The sequence below is a fragment of the Roseateles agri genome, from assembly GCF_034043675.1.
Taxonomy (GTDB): domain Bacteria; phylum Pseudomonadota; class Gammaproteobacteria; order Burkholderiales; family Burkholderiaceae_C; genus KK5.
Genome location: NZ_JAXCLA010000009.1, coordinates 41,395 through 61,049, shown reverse-complemented (window position 1 = coordinate 61,049; position 19,655 = coordinate 41,395). Strand labels below are relative to the sequence as shown.

17 protein-coding genes are annotated in these 19,655 nt (G+C 67.6%); 3 read left to right on the top strand and 14 right to left on the bottom strand.

All coding sequences use genetic code 11. The features are described 5' to 3' along the window. Positions 1 to 22: 22 nt before the first annotated feature. From SNE35_RS25300 to SNE35_RS25265, 8 genes are all read right to left on the bottom strand, one after another. The gene (locus SNE35_RS25300; RefSeq protein ID WP_320425815.1) at positions 23 to 1,684 is read right to left on the bottom strand and encodes an alpha-amylase family glycosyl hydrolase; all 1,662 of its coding nucleotides are present in this window, start codon (positions 1,682 to 1,684) and stop codon (positions 23 to 25) included. Then, positions 1,681 to 2,142 (bottom strand): PaaI family thioesterase, encoded by a 462-nt coding sequence (locus tag SNE35_RS25295; RefSeq protein WP_320425814.1) that lies wholly within the window; start codon positions 2,140 to 2,142, stop codon positions 1,681 to 1,683. The genes SNE35_RS25300 and SNE35_RS25295 overlap by 4 nt, the downstream gene beginning before the upstream one ends. 4 nt (positions 2,143 to 2,146) lie before the next feature. Continuing rightward, the gene (locus tag SNE35_RS25290) at positions 2,147 to 2,944 is read right to left on the bottom strand and encodes an SDR family oxidoreductase (protein WP_320425813.1); all 798 of its coding nucleotides are present in this window, start codon (positions 2,942 to 2,944) and stop codon (positions 2,147 to 2,149) included. 14 nt (positions 2,945 to 2,958) lie between these two features. Further along, a complete protein-coding gene (locus SNE35_RS25285) occupies positions 2,959 to 3,195 on the bottom strand; it encodes a hypothetical protein (RefSeq protein WP_320425812.1) in 237 nt (78 codons plus the stop codon). After that, positions 3,182 to 4,969, bottom strand: coding sequence for an acyl-CoA dehydrogenase family protein (locus SNE35_RS25280; protein WP_320425811.1), 1,788 nt, complete (start codon positions 4,967 to 4,969; stop codon positions 3,182 to 3,184). The genes SNE35_RS25285 and SNE35_RS25280 overlap by 14 nt, the downstream gene beginning before the upstream one ends. 79 nt (positions 4,970 to 5,048) lie before the next feature. After that, positions 5,049 to 6,224, bottom strand: coding sequence for an acetyl-CoA C-acyltransferase (locus tag SNE35_RS25275; protein WP_320425810.1), 1,176 nt, complete (start codon positions 6,222 to 6,224; stop codon positions 5,049 to 5,051). A gap of 25 nt (positions 6,225 to 6,249) precedes the next feature. After that, the gene (locus tag SNE35_RS25270) at positions 6,250 to 8,343 is read right to left on the bottom strand and encodes a 3-hydroxyacyl-CoA dehydrogenase NAD-binding domain-containing protein (RefSeq protein WP_320425809.1); all 2,094 of its coding nucleotides are present in this window, start codon (positions 8,341 to 8,343) and stop codon (positions 6,250 to 6,252) included. A 106-nt stretch (positions 8,344 to 8,449) separates the two neighbouring features. Next, entirely contained in the window at positions 8,450 to 9,226 is a 777-nt protein-coding gene (locus SNE35_RS25265) for a substrate-binding periplasmic protein (protein ID WP_320425808.1), read from the bottom strand. Between the two features lie 242 nt (positions 9,227 to 9,468). On the opposite strand from SNE35_RS25265, the gene SNE35_RS25260 reads away from it, so the two are divergent. Continuing rightward, on the top strand, positions 9,469 to 10,158 hold the full coding sequence (locus SNE35_RS25260; protein ID WP_320425807.1) for a PEP-CTERM sorting domain-containing protein: 690 nt from the start codon (positions 9,469 to 9,471) through the stop codon (positions 10,156 to 10,158). Between the two features lie 19 nt (positions 10,159 to 10,177). Here the strand turns inward: SNE35_RS25260 and SNE35_RS25255 are convergent, their stop codons facing one another. Beyond that, positions 10,178 to 10,822, bottom strand: coding sequence for an SRPBCC family protein (locus SNE35_RS25255; protein ID WP_320425806.1), 645 nt, complete (start codon positions 10,820 to 10,822; stop codon positions 10,178 to 10,180). A gap of 125 nt (positions 10,823 to 10,947) precedes the next feature. On the opposite strand from SNE35_RS25255, the gene SNE35_RS25250 reads away from it, so the two are divergent. Next, positions 10,948 to 14,028 (top strand): ExeM/NucH family extracellular endonuclease, encoded by a 3,081-nt coding sequence (locus SNE35_RS25250; protein ID WP_320425805.1) that lies wholly within the window; start codon positions 10,948 to 10,950, stop codon positions 14,026 to 14,028. Between the two features lie 17 nt (positions 14,029 to 14,045). Beyond that, positions 14,046 to 14,534, top strand: coding sequence for a PEP-CTERM sorting domain-containing protein (locus SNE35_RS25245; protein WP_320425804.1), 489 nt, complete (start codon positions 14,046 to 14,048; stop codon positions 14,532 to 14,534). A 3-nt stretch (positions 14,535 to 14,537) separates the two neighbouring features. Here SNE35_RS25245 and SNE35_RS25240 read toward each other — a convergent pair whose 3' ends face one another. From SNE35_RS25240 to SNE35_RS25220, 5 genes are all read right to left on the bottom strand, one after another. Then, positions 14,538 to 15,254: an ABC transporter ATP-binding protein gene (locus tag SNE35_RS25240; RefSeq protein WP_320425803.1), complete on the bottom strand. Its 717-nt coding sequence runs from the start codon at positions 15,252 to 15,254 to the stop codon at positions 14,538 to 14,540. Next, on the bottom strand, positions 15,254 to 16,015 hold the full coding sequence (locus SNE35_RS25235; RefSeq protein ID WP_320425802.1) for an ABC transporter ATP-binding protein: 762 nt from the start codon (positions 16,013 to 16,015) through the stop codon (positions 15,254 to 15,256). Before SNE35_RS25235 ends, SNE35_RS25240 begins: the two co-directional genes overlap by 1 nt. Continuing rightward, positions 16,015 to 17,307, bottom strand: a complete 1,293-nt coding sequence (locus tag SNE35_RS25230) for a branched-chain amino acid ABC transporter permease (RefSeq protein ID WP_320425801.1) — start codon at positions 17,305 to 17,307, stop codon at positions 16,015 to 16,017. Before SNE35_RS25230 ends, SNE35_RS25235 begins: the two co-directional genes overlap by 1 nt. A gap of 1 nt (position 17,308) precedes the next feature. Next, positions 17,309 to 18,253: a branched-chain amino acid ABC transporter permease gene (locus SNE35_RS25225; RefSeq protein WP_431312795.1), complete on the bottom strand. Its 945-nt coding sequence runs from the start codon at positions 18,251 to 18,253 to the stop codon at positions 17,309 to 17,311. A gap of 169 nt (positions 18,254 to 18,422) precedes the next feature. After that, positions 18,423 to 19,640 carry a branched-chain amino acid ABC transporter substrate-binding protein gene (locus SNE35_RS25220; protein WP_320426165.1) on the bottom strand — a complete coding sequence of 406 codons (1,218 nt, stop codon included), beginning with the start codon at positions 19,638 to 19,640 and terminating at the stop codon, positions 18,423 to 18,425. Positions 19,641 to 19,655: the final 15 nt, after the last annotated feature.

Here is a 19,655-nt window from a genome sequence, read left to right as displayed (position 1 = left end):
CCTCCCGTGCCGCCATCTTCGACTATTTCGGCGCGATCTCCTCGCGTTCCAGCAGCATCGCCGGCGCAGCGACCTCGGCTTGCACGGCGGCGGCGCGGACGACAAGGCGTCGGCCCGAATACGCGTCCACCAGGGGCGTACCGTCCGCGAACACCGCTCCCACGGGCACGCGCGAGCCCGCACTCACGTCCAGCGCCACGACGATCTTGTCATCGCCGTCGATGCGCGAGAACGCATAGGGCTGGGTGCCCAGGCGCTCGTGCGCGCCACGCGCCAGCGCCACATGGCGCGCACGGAACTGGCCGAGCTTGCGCCAGTGCGCGAGCAGCGCTTCGTCCACGCTGTCCCAGTTCATGTCCGAACGCGTCGCCTGCTGCGGATCGCCGGCCGGCGCGGGGCCGGCGGGCCGCGCGGTCTCGTCGCCGTAGAAGACCTGGACCCCGCCCGGTGCCAGCAGCAGCGCGTCGGCGCCGGCCATCAAGCGATCGCGCGGGAACAGGCGGGTGTCGTGCGAGGAGATGTAGTTCAGCATCTGCACCGCGTGGCCGGCCTGCAGCGCGGCGTAGCGGGCGAACAGCGCGTCGAGCCGGTCGGCATCCGCCGCGCGCTCCTGGAAGTCGAAGTTGACCATCGCGTCGAAGCCGCCCTGCTCGTCGCGCTTGTCGCGCTCGGGCCCGTGGCCCCAGAACTCGCCGGTCATCCAGAAGGGCGCGTCGTCGATCTTCTTCGTCGGATGGCGGGCCTTCCAGTCGGCCAGCGCGGCGCTGGCCTGCTGCTTCAGCTCCCGCCAGGCTTCGGGCTCCACGTGCTTGACGGTGTCGCAGCGGAAGCCGTCGACGCCGTACTCGCGCACCCAGTCGCTGAGCCATTTGACGAGGTAGCCGCGCACGGTGGTGTCCGGCAGGTCTACGGCCTTCGTGTCCGGCTTGTCGCGCAGGAACTTCGGCAGCTTGACGAACTCGCGGCTCTCGGTGCGGAAGTCGGGCAGGTAGGCGAGCTGCTTGGTCAGGTCGTCGATGCCGCCGTCGATGTAGCCCGGCAGGCCGGCGCGCACCCAGGGCCGGCCCCACCAGTCCTTGAAGTTGGCGCTGTTGTAGTCGATGAAGGAGTGGTAATCCGCCAGCGTGGCCTTGGCCAGCGCGCCGGGCCACAGCACGGGGATCTTCAGCTCGTCGGCCGTGCGGATGTCCAGGTAGCCGGGGTGGTTCATCACCACGTCGAACAGCACGCGGATGCCTTGCGCATGGGCCGTGTCGATCATCTCGCGCAGCTCGTCGGGCGTGCCCATGTTGCGGTCGAGCACCGTGTAGTCGAGCGCGTAGTAGCCGTGATAGGCGTAGTGCTTGAAGGCCTTGTCGCCGCCGACGACCCAGCCGTGGATCTGCTCGTAAGGCGCGGTGATCCAGAGGGCGTTGATGCCCAGCTGCTGGAACCAGCCTTGCTTCAGCTTGGCCGTGACGCCTTTGAGGTCGCCGCCGTGGAAGGTCGCGACGTCGGCCTTCGGATCCTTCTCGCGCGTGCGGCCGTAGCTGTTGTCGTTGGACGGATCGCCGTTGGCGAAGCGGTCGGTGATCAGGAAGTAGACGATCGGGTTGTCGGCGAAGTCCGCAGCCATCGCCGCGCCCGCTAGGCTCGCAATACCCGCCGCGAGCACGAGGGCCGGCAGCAGGCGGCGCAGCTTCATCGGCCCTGCAGCGGCTTCAAAGCCAGGCCCCGGCCCGGCAGCGCCCGCAGGTACTTGAAGGTGCCGGTGGCGTGCGCGCAGAGCTTGCCGGTGTCGTCAAACACCGAGCCCTCGCAGAAGGCCATCGTCGTGCTGCGATGGAGCAGCTTGCCGCTGGCGCGCAACCGGCCTTCGCCGGGCCGCATGAAGGAGGTCTTCATCTCGACGGTGACAACGCCGGGACCGAAGTCGGTGGCGCCGTCTTCCGCGGTCTTGCGGTTCACCGAGCGCGCGGCATGCGCCATCGCCACGTCCAGCAGGGTCATCACGACGCCGCCGTGGGCGACGGCCCAGGAGTTCAGGTGCGCCTCGGTCAGGTCGACGCTCAGTTCCGCATCGCCGTGGCCCACCGCCACCAGTTCGAAGCCCAGCCGTTCGACGAAGGGGATGTGGACCGGGAACGCCAGCTTCTCGGCCATCCGCTCAGCCTCCAACCATGGCGCTGACGCCGCCGTCCACGGCGAGGATCTGGCCGGTGATGTGCTTGCCGGCCTCGCTGGCGAACAGCAGCACGGCGCCCTTCAGGTCCTCGTCGTCGCCGATGCGGTTCAGCGGCGAGTGCGAGGCGATGACGTCGGCGCCGACCGCGTCCATCGTGCCGCGGGTCATCTTGCTCGGGAAGAAGCCGGGGGCGATGGCGTTGACGGTGATGCCGTAGGCACCCCACTCGCCGGCCAGCGCGCGGGTGAAGTTCACCGCCGCGCCCTTGCTGGTGTTGTAGGCGATGGTCTTCATCACCGAAGGGTTGCCGCCCAGGCCCGCGATGGAGGCGATGTTGACGATGCGGCCCTTGCGGCGCGGGATCATCGACAGCCGTCCCACCGCCTGCGCGAACACGAACAGGCTGCGGGCGTTCAGGTTCATCACCTTGTCCCAGGCCTCCAGCGTGTGCTCCTCGGCCGGCGCGCCCCAGGTGGCACCGGCGTTGTTGATGAGGATGTCGATCTGGCCGAGCCGCTCCATCGTCTGCACGACGACGTCCTGCGCGGCCGATTCCTTGGAGGCGTCGGCGGCGATCCAGCGGGCGTCGATGCCACGGTCCTGCAGCTGCGCCACGGCTTCCTCCAGGTCGGCGGCCTTGCGCGAGGTCAGCATCACCTTGGCACCGGCCTCGCCGAGCGCCTCGGCCATCTGCAGGCCCAGGCCGCGCGAGCCGCCGGTGACGAGGGCGATCTGGCCGCTCAGGTCGAAGAGGTCTTGGACGCGCCTCGTGGTGCTCATCGTGTCAGTCCAGTTCAATCGTTAGGGGTTTGCTTCAAGCGCGAGCGCAGCCAGATCAGGAACACACCGGCCGCCGTCGCGATGCCGCCCTTGACGAGCAGCACCGAACCGAGCACCGGCCCCTCGCCGCGCACCAGGAACAGGCCGAGGCTCATCACCAACAGGCCACCGTAGATGAGGATCCAGACCAGCCGCTCGATCCAGACGATCGTTTTCGGCGACGCGGTCTTCGTTGCTTCAGAACCAGCCATCCTGCATCTCCCTGCACAAGGATTCGCGGCGGGCCACGACGGCCAGCCAAGCGTCGATCTTAGGCAGTTCGTAGGCGAAGAAGTATGAAGCGGCGGCGCGCTTGCCCTTGTGGAAGTCGCTGTCGCTGTCTGCAGCCATCGAAACGTCCAGCCACAGCCAGGCCAGCACGACGTGGCCGAAGGCCTGCAGATAGGGCGTGGCATTGGCCAGCGCCTCCTCCGGCAGGCCGGTGGACCAGGCATTCTTGGTCGCGCGACCCACCTTGGCGAGCGCAGCGGCGAGCTGGTTCGCCTGCTCGGCCAGCGCCGGCTGCTGCAGCGCCTTCTCGATCGTGTCGTTGACGTGGGCAGCCAGCACCTGCAGTGCGGCGCCGCCGTTCATCACGACCTTGCGACCCAGCAGGTCCAGACCCTGAATGCCGTGCGTGCCCTCGTGGATCATGTTCAGGCGGTTGTCGCGCCAGTACTGCTCGACGGGGAAGTCGCGTGTGTAGCCGTAGCCGCCCAGCACCTGGATCGCCAGCGAGTTCGCCTCCAGGCACCATTCGCTGGGCCAGCTCTTGGCGATCGGCGTCAACACCTCCAGCAGCTGCGCGGCCTCGGCGGCGTCCTCGGGCGTGCCGGTGCGCTGCTCGTCGACTAGGCGCGCGCACATCAGCTCCAGCGCCAGGCCGCCTTCCACATAGCTCTTCTGCGCCAGCAGCATGCGCTTGACGTCGGCGTGCTCGATGATCTTCAGCTGCGGGCTGGCGGCGTCCTTGCCGGTGCTGGTCACGGCCCTGCCCTGCGGCCGCTGGCGTGCGTATTCGAGGCTGGCCTCGTAGCCGGCATAGCCCAGCATCACCGCGCCCAGGCCCACGCCAATGCGGGCCTCGTTCATCATGTGGAACATGCACTTCAGGCCCTCGCCGGGCTTGCCGACGAGGTAGCCCACGGCGCCGTTCTTCTCACCGAAGTTCAGCAGGCAGTTGGTGGTACCGCGATAGCCGAGCTTGTGGTTGAGGCCGGCCAGTTGCACGTCGTTGCGTTCGCCGGTCAGCGCGCCGTCCGGGCCCACCATCTTCTTGGGCACGATGAATAGCGAGATGCCCTTGACGCCGGGCACCGGCTTGCCGTCCGGGCCGGGAATCTTTGCCAGCACCAGGTGGACGATGTTCTCGGTGATCTCGTGCTCGCCGCCCGAGATCCACATCTTGTTGCCCTTGAGGCGGTAGCGCGGGCCGAGCGGATCGGCCTCGTCCTCCAGCTCGGCGCGGGTGGCCACGTCGCTGAGCGAGGAGCCGGCCTGCGGCTCGCTGAGGCACATCGTGCCGAACCACTGGCCGGCCAGCTCCTTCGCCACGAAGACTTCCTGCTGGCGCGGCGTGCCGTGGGCCAGCAGCAGGTGGGCATTGCCCTTGGTCAGCATCGCGTAGCCACCGATCGACACCGAGGCCTTGGCGAAGAAGCTGTTGGCCGCCATCTCGATCACGCAGGGCAGCTGCATGCCGCCGAGCTCGTAGTCGCAGGATGCAGCCAGCATGCCCGATTCGACATAGGCCGCGACCGCTTCGTGCGTGGCCCGCGGCAGGGTGACGCGCTCGCCATCAAAGTGCGGCTCCTGCGTGTCGCTCAGCCGGTTGGCCGGCGCGTACTTCTCGCGGGCGATGCGCTCGCAGGTGTCGAGCACGGCGGCGTAGGTCTCGTCGCTGTGCTCGGCGAAGCGTTCGCGTGGGGTCAGGTCTTGACTGATCTTGAGCCAGTCGTTGAGGAGGAAGTCGAGGGTCTGGCGCATGGCTTGTCCTTGGAAAGATCGGCTGGGGGCTTCGATACCTCAGCCCGAACGGACGTTCGAAAACGCCGACCCGCTCACATCACAAGACTTCGAAGACCCCGGCCGCACCCATGCCGCCGCCGATGCACATCGTCACGCAGACCTTCTTCGCGCCGCGGCGCTTGCCTTCGATCAGCGCGTGGCCGGTCAGGCGCTGGCCCGACACACCATACGGGTGGCCGACGGCGATGGCGCCGCCGTTGACGTTCAGGCGGTCCATCGGGATGCCCAGCGTGTCGGCGCAGTACAGCACCTGGACGGCGAAGGCTTCGTTCAGTTCCCACAGGTCGATGTCGGCGACCGTCAGGCCCAGCTTCTTCAGCACCTTGGGCACGGCGAAGACCGGGCCGATGCCCATCTCGTCGGGCTCGCAGCCGGCCACGGCGAAGCCGAGGAAGCGGCCCAGCGGCTTCAGGCCGTGGCTCTCGGCGTACTGCTCGCTGACGACCACGCAGGCGCCGGCACCGTCGCTGAACTGGCTGGCGTTGCCGGCCGAGATCAGGCCGCCTGGCAGGGCCGAGCGCAGGTCCTTGATGCCTTCGTAGGTCGTGCCTTCGCGCAGGCCTTCGTCGGCGCTGATCGTCACTTCCTTGGTCGTGATGCCCATCACCTTGTCGACCACGCCCATCGTCGTGGTGACGCTGATCATCTCGTCGTTGAACTTGCCCGCGGCCTGCGCGGCGCAGGCCTTCTGCTGGCTGGCGGCGCCGTACTGGTCCATGCGCTCGCGGCCGATGTTGTAACGCTTGGCCACCTGCTCGGCCGTCTGCAGCATGCTCCAGTAGATCTCCGGCTTGTTCTTCAGCAGCCAGGGATCGGTGTACATGTGGCGGTTGGCCTCGTTCTGCACGCAGGAGATGCTCTCGACGCCGCCGGCCACGTAGACGTCGCCTTCGCCCGCGATCACACGCTGCGCGGCCATTGCGATGGTCTGCAGGCCGCTGGAGCAGAAGCGGTTGACGGTGACGCCGCTGACGGTGATCGGCAGGCCGGCGCGCAGCACGATCTGGCGGGCGATATTGCCGCCGGTCGCACCCTCGGGCGTGGCGCAGCCCATCAGCACGTCCTCGATGGCGCCGGGCTCGACGCCGGCGCGCGCCACGGCCGCCTTGACGGCCTCGCCGCCCAGCGTCGCGCCATGGGTCATGTTGAAAGCGCCCTTCCAGCTCTTGGCCAGGGGCGTGCGGGCGGTGGAGACGATGACTGCTTTGCTCATGGTGTGTACTCGCTCGATCTTGGTGTTAGGTGAAGCTCTTGCCTTCGGCCACGAGACGCTTGATCAGCGGCGCCGGCTCCCAGAACTTCGCATCGTCCATCGGGTTCTTCGCGAAGCGCTTCATCGCCTGCACGACGTTGAAGAGGCCCACGGTGTCGGCGTAGCACATCGGGCCGCCGCGGAACACCGGGAAGCCGTAGCCGGTCAGGTAGACCATGTCCACGTCCGAGGCGCGCTGGGCGATGCCCTCCTCCAGCAGGTGCGCGGCCTCGTTGACCAGCGCGAACACCAGGCGCTGGACGATCTCCTCGTCGCTGACCTGGCGCGGCACGATGCCCTTGTCGGCGCGGTACTTCTCCAGCATGTCGGTAACGACCTTGGACGGGATCGCATCGCGCTTGCCCGGCTTGTAGTCGTACCAGCCGGCCTGCGTCTTCTGGCCGAAGCGGCCCAGCTCGCACAGCAGGTCCGCGGTCTTCGAGTAGTTCATGTTCGGCCGCTCGGCGGCGCGGCGCTTGCGGATCGCCCAGCCGATGTCGTTGCCGGCCAGGTCGCCCATGCGGAACGGGCCCATCGCGAAGCCGAACTTCTCGGCCGCCTTGTCCACCTGCGCCGGCGTGCAGCCCTCGTCCAGCAGGAAGCCGGCCTGGCGGCTGTACTGCTCGATCATGCGGTTGCCGATGAAGCCATCGCAGACGCCCGAGACCACAGCCGTCTTCTTGATCTTCTTGGCCAGCTGCATCACGGTGGCCAGCACGTCCTTGGCGGTCTTCTCGCCGCGCACCACTTCCAAGAGGCGCATCACATTGGCCGGGCTGAAGAAGTGCAGGCCGACGACGTCCTGCGGACGCTTGGTGAAGCTGGCGATCTTGTTGACGTCCAGGGTCGAGGTGTTGGAGGCCAGGATCGCACCGGGCTTCATCACTTCGTCGAGCTTCTTGAACACCGTTTCCTTGACGCCCAGTTCCTCGAACACGGCCTCGATCACCAGGTCGGCGTCGCCGATGGCCGCGTAGTCCAGGGTCGGCGTCAGCAGGGCCATGCGCTGCTCGTACTTGTCGGCCTTGAGCTTGCCCTTGGCGACCTGGGCTTCGTAGTTCTTCTTGATCGTGGCGATGCCGCGGTCCAGCGCTTCCTGCTTGGTCTCCAGGATGGTCACCGAGATGCCGGCGTTCAGGAAGTTCATGCTGATGCCGCCGCCCATCGTGCCGGCGCCGATGACGGCGACCTTGGCGATGGTGCGCTGCGGCGTGTCCTCGGGCACGTCGGCGATCTTGCTGGCAGCGCGCTCGGCGAAGAAGGCATGGCGCAGCGCCTTCGATTCCGGCGTCTGCATCAGCGCGACGAAGCCTTCGCGCTCGGCCTTGATGCCATCGTCGAACTTCATCGTCACCGAGTTCTGCACGGTCTCCAGGCACTTCAGCGGCGCCGGGAAGTTCTTCGACATGCCGGTCACCATGTTCTTCGCGAAGCCGAAGAAGGCATCGGCATTGGCGACGCGGGCCTTCAGGTCACGCACCTTGGGCAGCGGGCGCTTGTCGGCCACGTCCTTGGCGAAGGCGATCGCGGCATCGAGCACGTTGTCGTCGACGACCTGGTCGAACAGCTTCTGGCCCGGCACCATCGCCAGCATCTCGGCCGGCACCGGCTCGCCGCTGACGATCATGTTCATCGCGGGCTCCACGCCCAGCGCACGCGGCAGGCGCTGCGTGCCGCCGGCACCGGGCAACAGGCCAAGCTTCACCTCGGGCAGCGCGATCTTGGCGCCCTTCTGCACGACGCGGTAGTGGCAGCCCAGCGCCAGCTCCAGCCCACCGCCCATGCAGACCGTGTGGATCGCCGCGACGACCGGCTTCGTGCTGTTCTCGACCACCAGGATCAGGCTGCCCAGGTTGGGCTCGGCCAGCGCCTTCGGGGAGTTGAACTCCTTGATGTCGGCGCCGCCGGAGAAGGCCTTGCCGGCGCCGGTGATGACGATGGCCTTGACGGCCGGATCGTTTTCGGCCGACTCGATGCCGGCGGCCGCGGCCTTGCGCGTCTCGTAGCCCAGGCCATTGACCGGCGGGTTGCTGAGCGTGATCACGGCGACGTTGCCGCGGACTTCGTAGATGGCTGTCATGCTGACCTCTCGGTGGAAACCCGTGCTAGATGGAATAGAACGATCGTTCGATTCTAGGCAGCAAAACAAGCTGCCCGATGTCTCAGCAGCGACAGGCTGCTTGTGCTCATTTGCGTGAGGCGAGCGCTTCGGCCATCAGCCGCTTGATCTCGCCGCTGGCGCGCATCTGCGCCAGCCGGGCGTTGAGCGCCTCGACGAAATCCGCCAGCTCCGGCCGCTGCGCCAGCGACTGCGTGGAGATGCCCAGGTAGGCCTTCTGGCTGCTCAGCAGGAACGGCGCCTCCAGCCGGCCGGGCATGCGCGCGGCCCAGTGCTGATCGGCCAGTGCCGCGCTGTAGCTGTGCTCGATGTCGAGCGCATCGTTGCCGTAGCAGTCGATCTCGTCATGGGCCAGCGCGGCCAGCGCATCGCGGCCCTGGCGGTACTCGCGGTGCTTGACGTGGGCGCTGCCGATGGCCGCGCTCAGCTCGTGGCTCAGCAGGTAGGCGCGCGTCGTGCCGATGCGCAGACCGGCGAAGTCCTCGGGCCAGTGGCTCGCCGGCCCGATGCGCACGCGCGCCGCGCAGCTCAGCACCACCTCCTCGGTATGCAGCGGCCCGGCGAAGACCGTCACCCAATCACGGTTCACTTCCCGATAGGGCGGCAGGAAAGCGTCCACGCGGCCCTGCTGCGCCTCCTGCAGCGCGCGGGCCCAGGGGCGCAGCACCAGCTTCAGGCGCCAGCCGGGCAATTCGCGCATCGCCGCTCCCAGCACCTCCACGTAGGCGCCGGCGGCCTGGTTGTTCTGCGCATAGGCATAGGGTGGATGCGCGTCGTCCACTGCCACGACGACGGTACGCGGCGGCTGCGCAAGCGCCGCCACCGCGGCCAGACACAGGGCCAATGACAGGGCCCGTGGAAGGCCGAACAGAAGCCAAGGACGACGACGACCGATCACCATGGAACTCCCCATGCGGAGGATGCTGCCGCCCCGCTGCGCCGAGTTTATGCGTTCGCATAACGCCCTCGGAATGTGCCGATTTGGCAAGCCCTGACCCCAAGACTACGGGGGTAAACGGCAGCGCTACTTTGAAACTGCGCTGACACAATCGCTGCCGCAGTCAAACCAAAAGCTCAGGGACAAGAATGACCACCAAGCTCGCCATTACGGCCCTCCTGGCGCTCGCCGCCACCGGCGCCGACGCCGCCACCTCGATCACGCTGCCGACCGGCTACACCGCTGCCTATGGCGCGGTCTACAACGCGGCGACGGATACCAGCTACGTCGCCATCGCGCCGAGCTCCGGCCCGGCGACGGAGGCCGATGCCTGGAACACGATCAACGCGATTGCATCGGCTGGCGGTCCGCAAGGCTGGATGGTGACGATCTACTCGGCGCAAGAGAACAGCGCGATCGTCGACGGCTTCGCCAGCCGTGGCCTCGACCTCTGGGGCTACCGGATCGGCGCTGTCCGCGGCGACACGCGCGACGCCAACGGCGCGGTCATCCCCGACTACAGCGGCCCCTGGTACTGGAACGGCAACGCCAACGAATTGATGGGCTATTCGAACTGGGCGCCGGGACAGCCGGACAACTTTTCGCCCTTCGCGAACCAGTACGTCTCCCGCTTCGTCGACAACGGCCAATGGGACGACACCTCGGACGATCTCGGCGACTACGACGCGGTGAATCATCGCTATTTCCACGCCGGCTTCGTCGCGGAATTCGCCGGCAACGTGACCGTCAGCGCCGTGCCGGAACCCGGCAGCTGGGCACTGATGCTGGCGGGCATCGCCGGCCTGGGCGCAATCGCGCGCCGCCGTCAGGCCCGCTGAAAGGTCCGACTAGAGGCCCTCAGGTCTTACGGCCGAACAGGCCCGCAAGCCAGCCCTTGAACACGGTCCACATCAGGGCCAGCGCGTTCAGCTCCTTGACGGGTGGGGCCTGAACCACCACCGGCGCCGGTGCGGGCACTGACGCCGGCGCCGGCGCATCGGACACCACCGCCGGTGCAGCAGCAGCTGCCGACGCAGCAACGGGAACCGCCGCCGCAGCCGCAGCCGCGCCGAAGTTCTGCGCGAACTGCGCCAGCATCGCGTCCGACACCGGCACCAGCAGCCGGCTGCCGAACTGCGCGAGCTTGCCGCTCACCGTCACCACGGCCGTGCCGACCAGCACCGAGGCGGCATCGCCGTCGGGCTCGACCGTCGCCGTCAGTTCCATCGAGGCCGAGGAGCCGGCCTTGTCCGCGCCCTTGCCGAGCATGCGCAAGGTCTGCGTCGCGGCGTCCAGCGCCTGCACCTCGATGTCGCCATTGAAGCTCATCATGGCCGGGCCGATCTTGCTCTTGACCATGCCCTTGTAGTGTGTCGCGTCGATCTGTTCGGTGATCTGCGCGCCGGGCATGCAGGCCGCGGTGGCATGCACATCGGACAGCACCGCCCAGGCCTGCGCCGCGGAGGCCGCGATCGCGTAGCGTTTGTCGAGCTTCACTTCCATCGCGCAGGCCCCTCTCCTGGGTGCAGTCGTAGTCCGGACGATAACCGAACCATCTCCGTGCTGTCACACAAGCTGCCTAGCATCGCGGCCCAGCATTGATCGATGACCCTCGGAGACCCGCGCCCATGAAACTCAAGCCTCTTGCCATCCTGCTGTCCGCGGCCCTCGCGTCCATGGCAGCCTCGGCTTCGCCGACCGGCGTCGTGATCAGCCAGGTCTTTGGCGGCGGCGGCAGCGCCAACACCAGCCTGCTCTACAAGAACGACTTCGTCGAACTGTTCAATGCGGGCAGCGCGCCGGTCGCCATCGGCGGCTGGTCGGTGCAGTACGCCTCGTCCACCGGCACGAGCTGGCAGGTGACGACCATCCCGGCCGGCGTGACCTTGCAACCGGGCCAGTACTACCTCGTCGCGGAAAGCGCCAGCGGCTCGTACGCCGGTGCCGCAGCGGTCAACGGTGACATCACCGGCACCATCGCCATGGCCGCAGGCGCCGGCAAGGTCGCGCTGGCGAAGAGCGCCACCGCATTGACCGGCACCGCGCCGACCAATGCCGAGGACGTGGTCGGCTACGGCGGCAGCGCTTCGACCGAAGGCTCGCTCGCCACCACGCTGAGCGTCACGCTCGGCGCCCTGCGCAACGGCGGCGGCTGCACCGACACCAACAACAACGCCACCGACTTCACCGGCGGCACGCCCACGCCGCGCAACACGTCCAGCGCCACGCACCTGTGCGGCGCGCCCGTCAACGCCGTGATCATCCCGAGCTGCCCGGCCGCCAGCGCCGTGCTCGGCACGGCCTCCAGCTTCTCGGTCACGGCCACCGATGCCGACAGCCGCGTCAACGCCGCCTCCGTCACCGGCACCTGGCCGGCCGGTGTCACGCTGGGCAGCTTCAGCCCGGCGGCAGCGGACGGTGGCGTCGCCACGCAGCAGATCTCGGTGGGCGCCAATGTTCCGGCCGGCAGCTACAGCCTGAATCTCGGTTGGGCCAACGACGACGCGCAGACCGCCTCCTGCACGATCGCGCTGAACGTGCAGGGCGCGATCACGATCCCGCAGATCCAGGGCACGGGCGCGACGAGCCCGATGGTCGGCCAGACGGTCACGACCAGCGGCGTCGTCACCAAGCTGACGAACGCGGGCTTCTTCCTGCAGGACGTGGACAGCGGCAACAACCCCGCCGTCACCGGCGCGTCCAGCGGCATCTACGTCTACACCAGCACAGCGCCGACGGTGACCGTGGGCCACGCCGTGCGCCTGTCCGGCACGGTCAGCGAATTCAACACCGGCGCGGCCAGCAATGCCGACACGCTGGCCCACACCGTGACCGAGCTGGTCAGCCCCAGCGGCATCACCGACCTGGGCGCGACCAACGCCGTCATGCCGGTGGAGCTGGACCTGCTCACCTTGCCCACCGACGCGCTGGAAGCCTACGAAGGCATGGTTGTCACCTTGCGCGGCCCGCTGATGGCCCAGCAGAACTACTTCTACGGCCGCTACGGCCAGCTCACCATCGCCGCCGGCGGCCGCGTCCAGACGCCCACCAACGTGCTGCGCCCCGGCGCCGCCGCGCGCGACCTGCTGGCCGCCAACCTGGCCCGCAGCATCCTGCTGGACGACGGCAGCAGCCTGCAGAACGTGAACCCCGTGCCCTTCATCGGCCCGGACAACACGGTGCGCGCGGGTGACACCACGGGCGACATCACCGGCGTCATCGACTACGGCCTCGCCACCAGCACGAACACCGAGTTCGGCATGTACAAGATCCACCCGCTGGACAACGCGGCCGTGAGCTTCGCGCGCACCAACCCGCGCCAGGCCACGCCGCAGGTCAGCGGCGGCAATGTGCGCATCGCCAGCGCCAACGTACTGAACTTCTTCACCAGCTTCACCAACGGCGGCTTCGCCACGGGCACGGCCGGCTGCTCGCTGGGTGGTGCCACGTCCAACGGCAACTGCCGCGGCGCGGACAACATCACCGAGTTCAACCGCCAGCTCGCCAAGACCGTGGCCGAGCTGAGCGCGCTGAACGCCGACGTGCTGGGCCTGATGGAAATCCAGAACAGCGGCCAGACGACGGTGCAGTACCTCGTCGACCAGCTCAACGCCAAGCTGGGCGCAGGCACCTACGCCACGGTGCCGGTCCCGTCGCAAGGCACGGGCACGGACGCCATCCGCGTCGCGATGATCTACAAGCCGGGCAAGGTCGCGCTGAACGGCGTCACGCTGTCCGACGCCGATGCGGTCAACAACCGCCCGCCGCTGGCGCAGGGCTTCGTGCTGCCCAACGGCGAGAAGTTCGCGGTGGTCGTCAACCACCTGAAGAGCAAGAGCTCCTGCGAAGACACGAGCGACGGGGACGACGGCCTGCAAGGCGTCTGCAACCTCACCCGCGTCAAGCAGGCCAACCGCCTGAAGACTTTCGTGGAAACGGTAAAGACCGCAGCGGGCACGAGCGACGTCGTGCTGCTGGGCGACTTCAACTCCTACGCCAAGGAAGACCCGGTCGACGCGCTGACCAGCGGCGGCGCCATCGTCGACATGGTCGCCGCCTTCGACACCGACCCGAACGCGCCGGACTACTCCTACGTGTTCGACGGCGCCTCCGGCCGCCTGGACCACGGCTTCGCCACCGCCAGCCTCGCGCCGAAGGTGGTCTACGCCACCTCCTGGCACATCAACGCCGACGAGCCCAGCTTCATCGACTACAACACGGAGTTCAAGGTCTTCGGCACGTCCACCACGGGCAACCCGGACTACTACACGGCCACGCCGTACCGCTCGTCGGACCATGACCCGATGGTGTTGGGCCTGAACTTGGTCAACGAGATCAGCGGCGGCGGCAAGACCATCGTCGGCACGCCGGGCGACGACGTAATCGAGGGCGGCCCCGGTGCCAACACGATCACCGGCAACGGCGGCCACGACGTGTTCGTCTACCGCAGCATCCTCGACGTCGGCGACACCATCACCGACTTCAACCCCGCGGACGACCGGCTGGATCTCTCGGGCCTGCTGCAAAGCCAGGGCGTCGCGAGCGCCGACCCGCTGGCCAGCGGCCACGTGACCTGCGCGACGCAGGCCGGCAGCGCCGTCATCGGCCTCGACGTGGACGGCAGCGCCGGCCCGGCCAAGAGCCGCGCCATCGTGCAGCTGCGCGGCGTGGCCTGCACCGCGCTGACGGCAGCCAACTACAAGTTCTGATCCAGGAGCACTCACCCATGAACAACATCAAGCACTCGCTGCTGGCGCTGGCCGCCTGCACCCTCTTCGCCGGCGCCGCACAGGCGAACACGACCTACAACTTCGGCGGCGTCATCGAGGACGGCGTGCTGGCAGGCCAGTCCTTCTCCGGCCAGTTCAGCTTCGACGAGACCCTGCTCGCTGCATCGCCGGACTACCTGATGCCCAGCACGCTGACGCTGAGCTTCCAGGGCACGGTCTACACACTGGCGACGGCGCTCGACGGCTCCACCGGCATCTCCTTCGACGTCGGCAAGCCGGTCGGCATCGACGCTGTCTGGGGCACCGATGCCAACGGCCTCCTGCTGAGCAGCGGCTTCGGCAGCCCCTACCTGGCCGACACGGCCGGCAACTTCGGCAGCGTGACGATCAGCGCCAGCCCGGTGCCGGAACCGGCCAGTTGGGCCCTGGGCCTGGCCGGCCTGGCCGCGATCGGCCTGCTGATGAGCCGCCGCCGCGCCGGCTGAGGCTCACACCTCCAGCCACTCCTTGCGCACGTAGGCATTCGCCCGCAGTTCTGCGGGCGTGCCTTCGAACACGATGCGGCCATGGCCCATCACATAGCAGCGCTCGGAGATCTCCAGCGCGATGGCCAGCTTCTGCTCGACCAGCAGCACGCTGACGCCGCGCTTGCGCAGTTCCTTCAGGTACTCGGCCACCAGCTCGACGATCTTGGGCGCGAGACCTTCGGTGGGCTCGTCGATCATGATCAGGTCGGGGTCGCCCATCAGGGTGCGGCACAGGGTCAGCATCTGCTGCTCGCCGCCGGAGAGCACGCCGGCCTCGGTGTGCTGGCGCTCCTTCAGGCGCGGGAACATCGCGTACATGTCGTCGAAACCCCAGCGGCGCTTGTTCTTCGCAGCGCCGCGCTTCTCGCCCAGCATCAGGTTCTGGTGCACGGTGAGCTTGGGGAAGATGTCGCGGTTCTCGGGCACGTAGCCGATGCCGCAGTGGGCGATCTCGTAGGCCTTCATGCCCAGCAGCGGCTTGCCGCCGAACTCGATCGTGCCCTGCGCATCGACCTGGCCCATGATGGTCTTGGCCGTGGTCGAACGGCCCGAGCCGTTGCGGCCCAGCAGGCTGACGATCTCGCCGGGGCGGACCTCCATCGACACGCCGTGCAACACATGGCTCTTGCCGTAGAAGGCGTGGACGTTGTCCAGCTTGAGGGTGCGTCCGTTTGCCATCAGTGGGCCTCCGCCAAGACCGAGCCGAGATAGGCCTCTTGCACGCGCGCATTCGCGCGCACCGCGTCGGGCGTGTCGAAGGCGATCACCTCGCCGTAGACCAGCACGGCGATCTTGTCGGCGAGGCCGAAGACCACGCCCATGTCGTGCTCCACGGTCAGCAGGGTCTTGCCGGTCGTCACCTCGCGGATCAAGCTGATGAAGCGCGAGGTCTCGCTCTTGCTCATGCCGGCCGTGGGCTCGTCCAGCAGGATCACGCTGGAGCCGCCGGCGATCGTGATGCCGATCTCCAGCGCGCGGGCCTCGGCGTAGGTGAGGTTCATCGCCAGCACGTCGCGCTTCTTGTCGAGCTTGATCATCTCCATCACCTGCTCGGCGCGCTCGTTGGCGTCCGTCAGGTCGGCGAGGAACTTCCAGAACGCGTAGCGGTGGCCCATGCTCCACAGCACCGCGCAGCGGATGTTCTCGAACACCGAGAGCCGCGTGAACAGGTTCGAGACCTGGAAGCTGCGCGACAGGCCGCGGCGGTTGATCTCGTAGGGCTTCATGCCGTCGATGCGATTGCCATGCAGCTTGATCTCGCCGCTGGTGATGCCGAAGCGCCCGCTGATCAGGTTGAACAGCGTGGACTTGCCCGCGCCGTTGGGACCGATGATCGCGACCCGCTCGCCCGCCTTCACCTGCAACTGCGCGCCGCGGATGATCGCGCTCTTGCCGAAGCTCTTGTGGACGCCGAGCAGTTCCAAAGCGAACTCACTCATCACAGTGCCTCCCTGCGCTTGATTTCCTTCTCGATCTCTTCCTGGATCTCGCCCCACTCGCGCGAGTACTGGCGCCGCGCCAGCTCGAACAGCGCCGCGCCGACGACGAGGACGAAGGCCGCGCCGAACCAGGCGTCAAAGCCCTTGGCATTGAGGGACGCGCCCATGTAGCTCATCTGCGGGCCCAGCGCCTCGTTGAGCTTCAGGTGGTAGAGCATCTCGACCATCGCGCCGCCGCCGGCCAGCACCGTCAGCACGCTGGCCGCCAGCGCGATGTAGGAGGCCCAGAGCCGGCGCAGCTTGCCGAAGGCCGCCACGCGCAGGTTCATCATGATCAGGCTGGCGATGCCGCCCGGCGCGTACATCACCATGAAGAGGAAGACCAGGCCCAGGTACAGCAGCCAGGCCTTGGTCAGCTCCGACAGCAGCACCAGCGCCACGACCATCAGCACGGCACCGATGATGGGCCCGAAGAAGAAGGTGGCGCCGCCGAGGAAGGTGAACAGCAGCAGCGCGCCGGAGCGGGCCGCGCCGACGACCTCGGCCGTGACGATCTCGGTGTTGAGCGCGCCCAGGCCGCCCGAGACACCGGCGAAGAAGCCCGAGATCATGAAGGCCAGGAAACGCACCCAGCGGGTGTCGTAGCCGATGAACTCGACGCGCTCCGGGTTGTCGCGCACGGCATTGAGCATGCGGCCCAGCGGCGTACGGGTCAGCGCGTACATCGCGCCGGTGCAGACGAAGCAGTAGACGGCGATCAGGTAGTAGAGCTGGATCTGCGGGCCGAAGCTGATGCCCAGCACCGGCTTGCCCACCACCCGGTTGCTGGAGACGCCGCCCTCGCCGCCGAAGAACTCCGGCAGCATCAGCGACATCGACCAGATCAGCTCGCCGATGCCCATCGTGATCATCGCGAAGGTGGTGCCGGCCTTCTTCGTCGACACGTAGCCGAGCAGCCCCGCGAAGAAGAGGCCCGCCACGCCGCCCACCAGCGGGATCAGGCTCACCGGGATGTTCCAGTGCCCGGCGCCGGCGGCGTTGAGCGTGTGGATCGCCAGGTAGGCGCCGAAGCCGCTGTAGACCGCGTGGCCGAAGCTCAGCATGCCGCCCTGGCCCAGCAGCATGTTGTAGGCCAGGCAGGCGATGATGCCGATGCCGATCTGCGTGAGCATCGACTGCGCGAGGCTGCTGGTCCAGATCAGCGGCGCGACGATCAGCGCGAGCGCATAGGCGCCCCAGACGATCCAGCGGCCGACGTTGTAGGGCTTGAAGTGGAATTGATTCGTGGCCACGTCAGTCCTCCCGCGTACCGAGGAGGCCCTTGGGCCGGAAGATCAGGATCAGCACCATCAGCAGGTAGGGCAGGATCGGCGCCACCTGGGCCAGCGAGAGTTTCAGGATCGGGTAGCCGAAGGTGTCGGGGCCCAGCTTGAACAGCGTGGCCAGCGAGCCGTCCACCGTCAGCGGCAAGGTCTGCAGCAGGCCGATCAGCAGCGAGCCGACGAAGGCCCCCGCCAGCGAGCCGATGCCGCCCACCACGACGACCACGAAGATGATCGTGCCGACCAGTGCAGCCATCGTCGGATCGGTCACGAAGGTCATGCCGCCGATGACGCCGGCCAGGCCCGCCAGCGCGCAGCCGCTGCCGAACACCAGCATGAACACCATCGGCACGTTGTGGCCCAGCGCCTCGACCATCTCCGGGTGCGTTAGCGCCGCCTGGATCACGAGGCCGATGCGGGTGCGCGTCAGCAGCAGCCACAGGGCCAGCAGCATCAAGAGCGCCACGGCCATCATGAACACGCGGGTCAGCGGGAAGGTGGAGCACGAGGCACCGGCGCAGACCGCGGCCGGCGCGGCGCCAAGCGCGAACGACAGCCCGGTCTGCGGGCTCTGGATGATCGTAAAGGCCGAGCCCTGCAGCGCAGGCGGCGGCGAGAACGGCACCGCCGTCTGGCCGAACACCAGCTGTACCACCTCCAGCAGCACGTAGCTGAGGCCGAAGGTGATCAGCAGTTCCGGCACGTGGCCGTACTTGTGCACGCGGCGCAGCGCGGTGCGCTCGAACAGCGCGCCGGCCAGGCCCACCAGCAGCGGCGCGGCGATCAGCGCGGGCCAGAAGCCCAGCACGCCGGCCAGGCTGTAGGCCACGTAGGCACCCAGCATGTAGAAGCTGGCGTGCGCGAAGTTCAGCACGCCCATCATGCTGAAGATCAGCGTCAGGCCCGAGCTGAGCATGAACAGCAGCAGTCCGGAGGACAGGCCGTTCAGCAGGTTGATCAGGATTTGGTCCACAGCGATTCCGTCAGGTACAACACATCGAGCGGCAGCCGCGGAACTGGCTCCGCCAGGCCGCTGGCTGCGCCCCCTTGAGGGGGAGCCGCGCAGCGGCAACGGGGGTGGGCCGTTACGGACGCTTCATCTGGCAGGAGGTCGGCGTGCTCGAGACATAGGACTCGAAGGCCTTCACCAGCTTGAAGTTGTAGCCGGTGTTCTCGACGCTGTACGGGTGTTTCGCATCGGCCTTGGCCCACATCGAGATGTAGAGCGGCTGCTGCAGCTGGTGGTCCTGCGGGCGGATCGTGACGTCGCCGTTGAAGCTCTTGAAGCTCAGGCCTTCCATCGCCTTGGCGACCTTCACCGGGTCGGTGCTCTTGGCCTTGGCCATGCCGTTACCGAGCGCCTCGAAGATGTGGATGATCGAGCCCGTGTAGAAGTCGTCGTTGAACTTGGCCTTGAACTCGTCGGCCAGCTTGTCCATGTTGCCGCCCATGTTGTTGTAGTTGTAGGCAACCTGGTAGACGCGGTTCTCGCCGGCGGCGCCCATCGCGGTGGGCGTGCCGGTGACACCGGCGTAGTAGGTGAAGAACTTGCCGTTGTAGCCGGCCTCGTTGGCGGCCTTCACCAGCAGGGCCAGGTCCGAGCCCCAGTTGCCGGTGATCACCATGTCGGCGCCGCTGGCCTTGATCTTGGCCACGTAGGGCGCGAAGTCGCGCACCTGGGCGATCGGGTGCAGGTCTTCGCCGACGATCTGGATGTCCGGGCGCTTGCGGGCCAGCAGTTCCTTGGCGTACTTGGCGACCTGGTGGCCGTGCGAGTAGTTCTGGTTCAGCAGGAAGACCTTCTTGACGTCCGGCTGGTCCTTCAGGAAGGTGGTGATGGCCTCCATCTTCATCGAGGTGTCGGCGTCGAAGCGGAAGTGCCAGTAGCTGCATTTGCTGTTGGTCAGGTCCGGGTCCACCGCGGCGTCGTTCAGGTAGATGATTTCCTTGCCGGGGTTGCGCTCGTTGTACTTGTTGATCGCGTCGATCAGCGCCAGCGCGACGCTGGAGCCGTTGCCCTGGATCACGTAGCGGATGCCCTGGTCGGTGGCGGACTTCAGCGCGTTCAGCGATTCGGCCGGGCTCAGCTTGTTGTCGATCGGCACCAGCTCGAACTTCACGCCCGCCGGGTTGGTCTTGTTGTACTTCTCGGCGAAGAACTGGAAGCTCTTGACCTGGTTCTGGCCCACCGGGCCCATCAGGCCCGACAGCGGGTCGATCCAGGCGATCTTGACCGTCTCGCCCTTCTGCGCATGGGCGGCGGCTCCGGCCACCAGCACGGCTGCGGCCAGGGCCGTCTTCATGAACTTGCTGCTCGA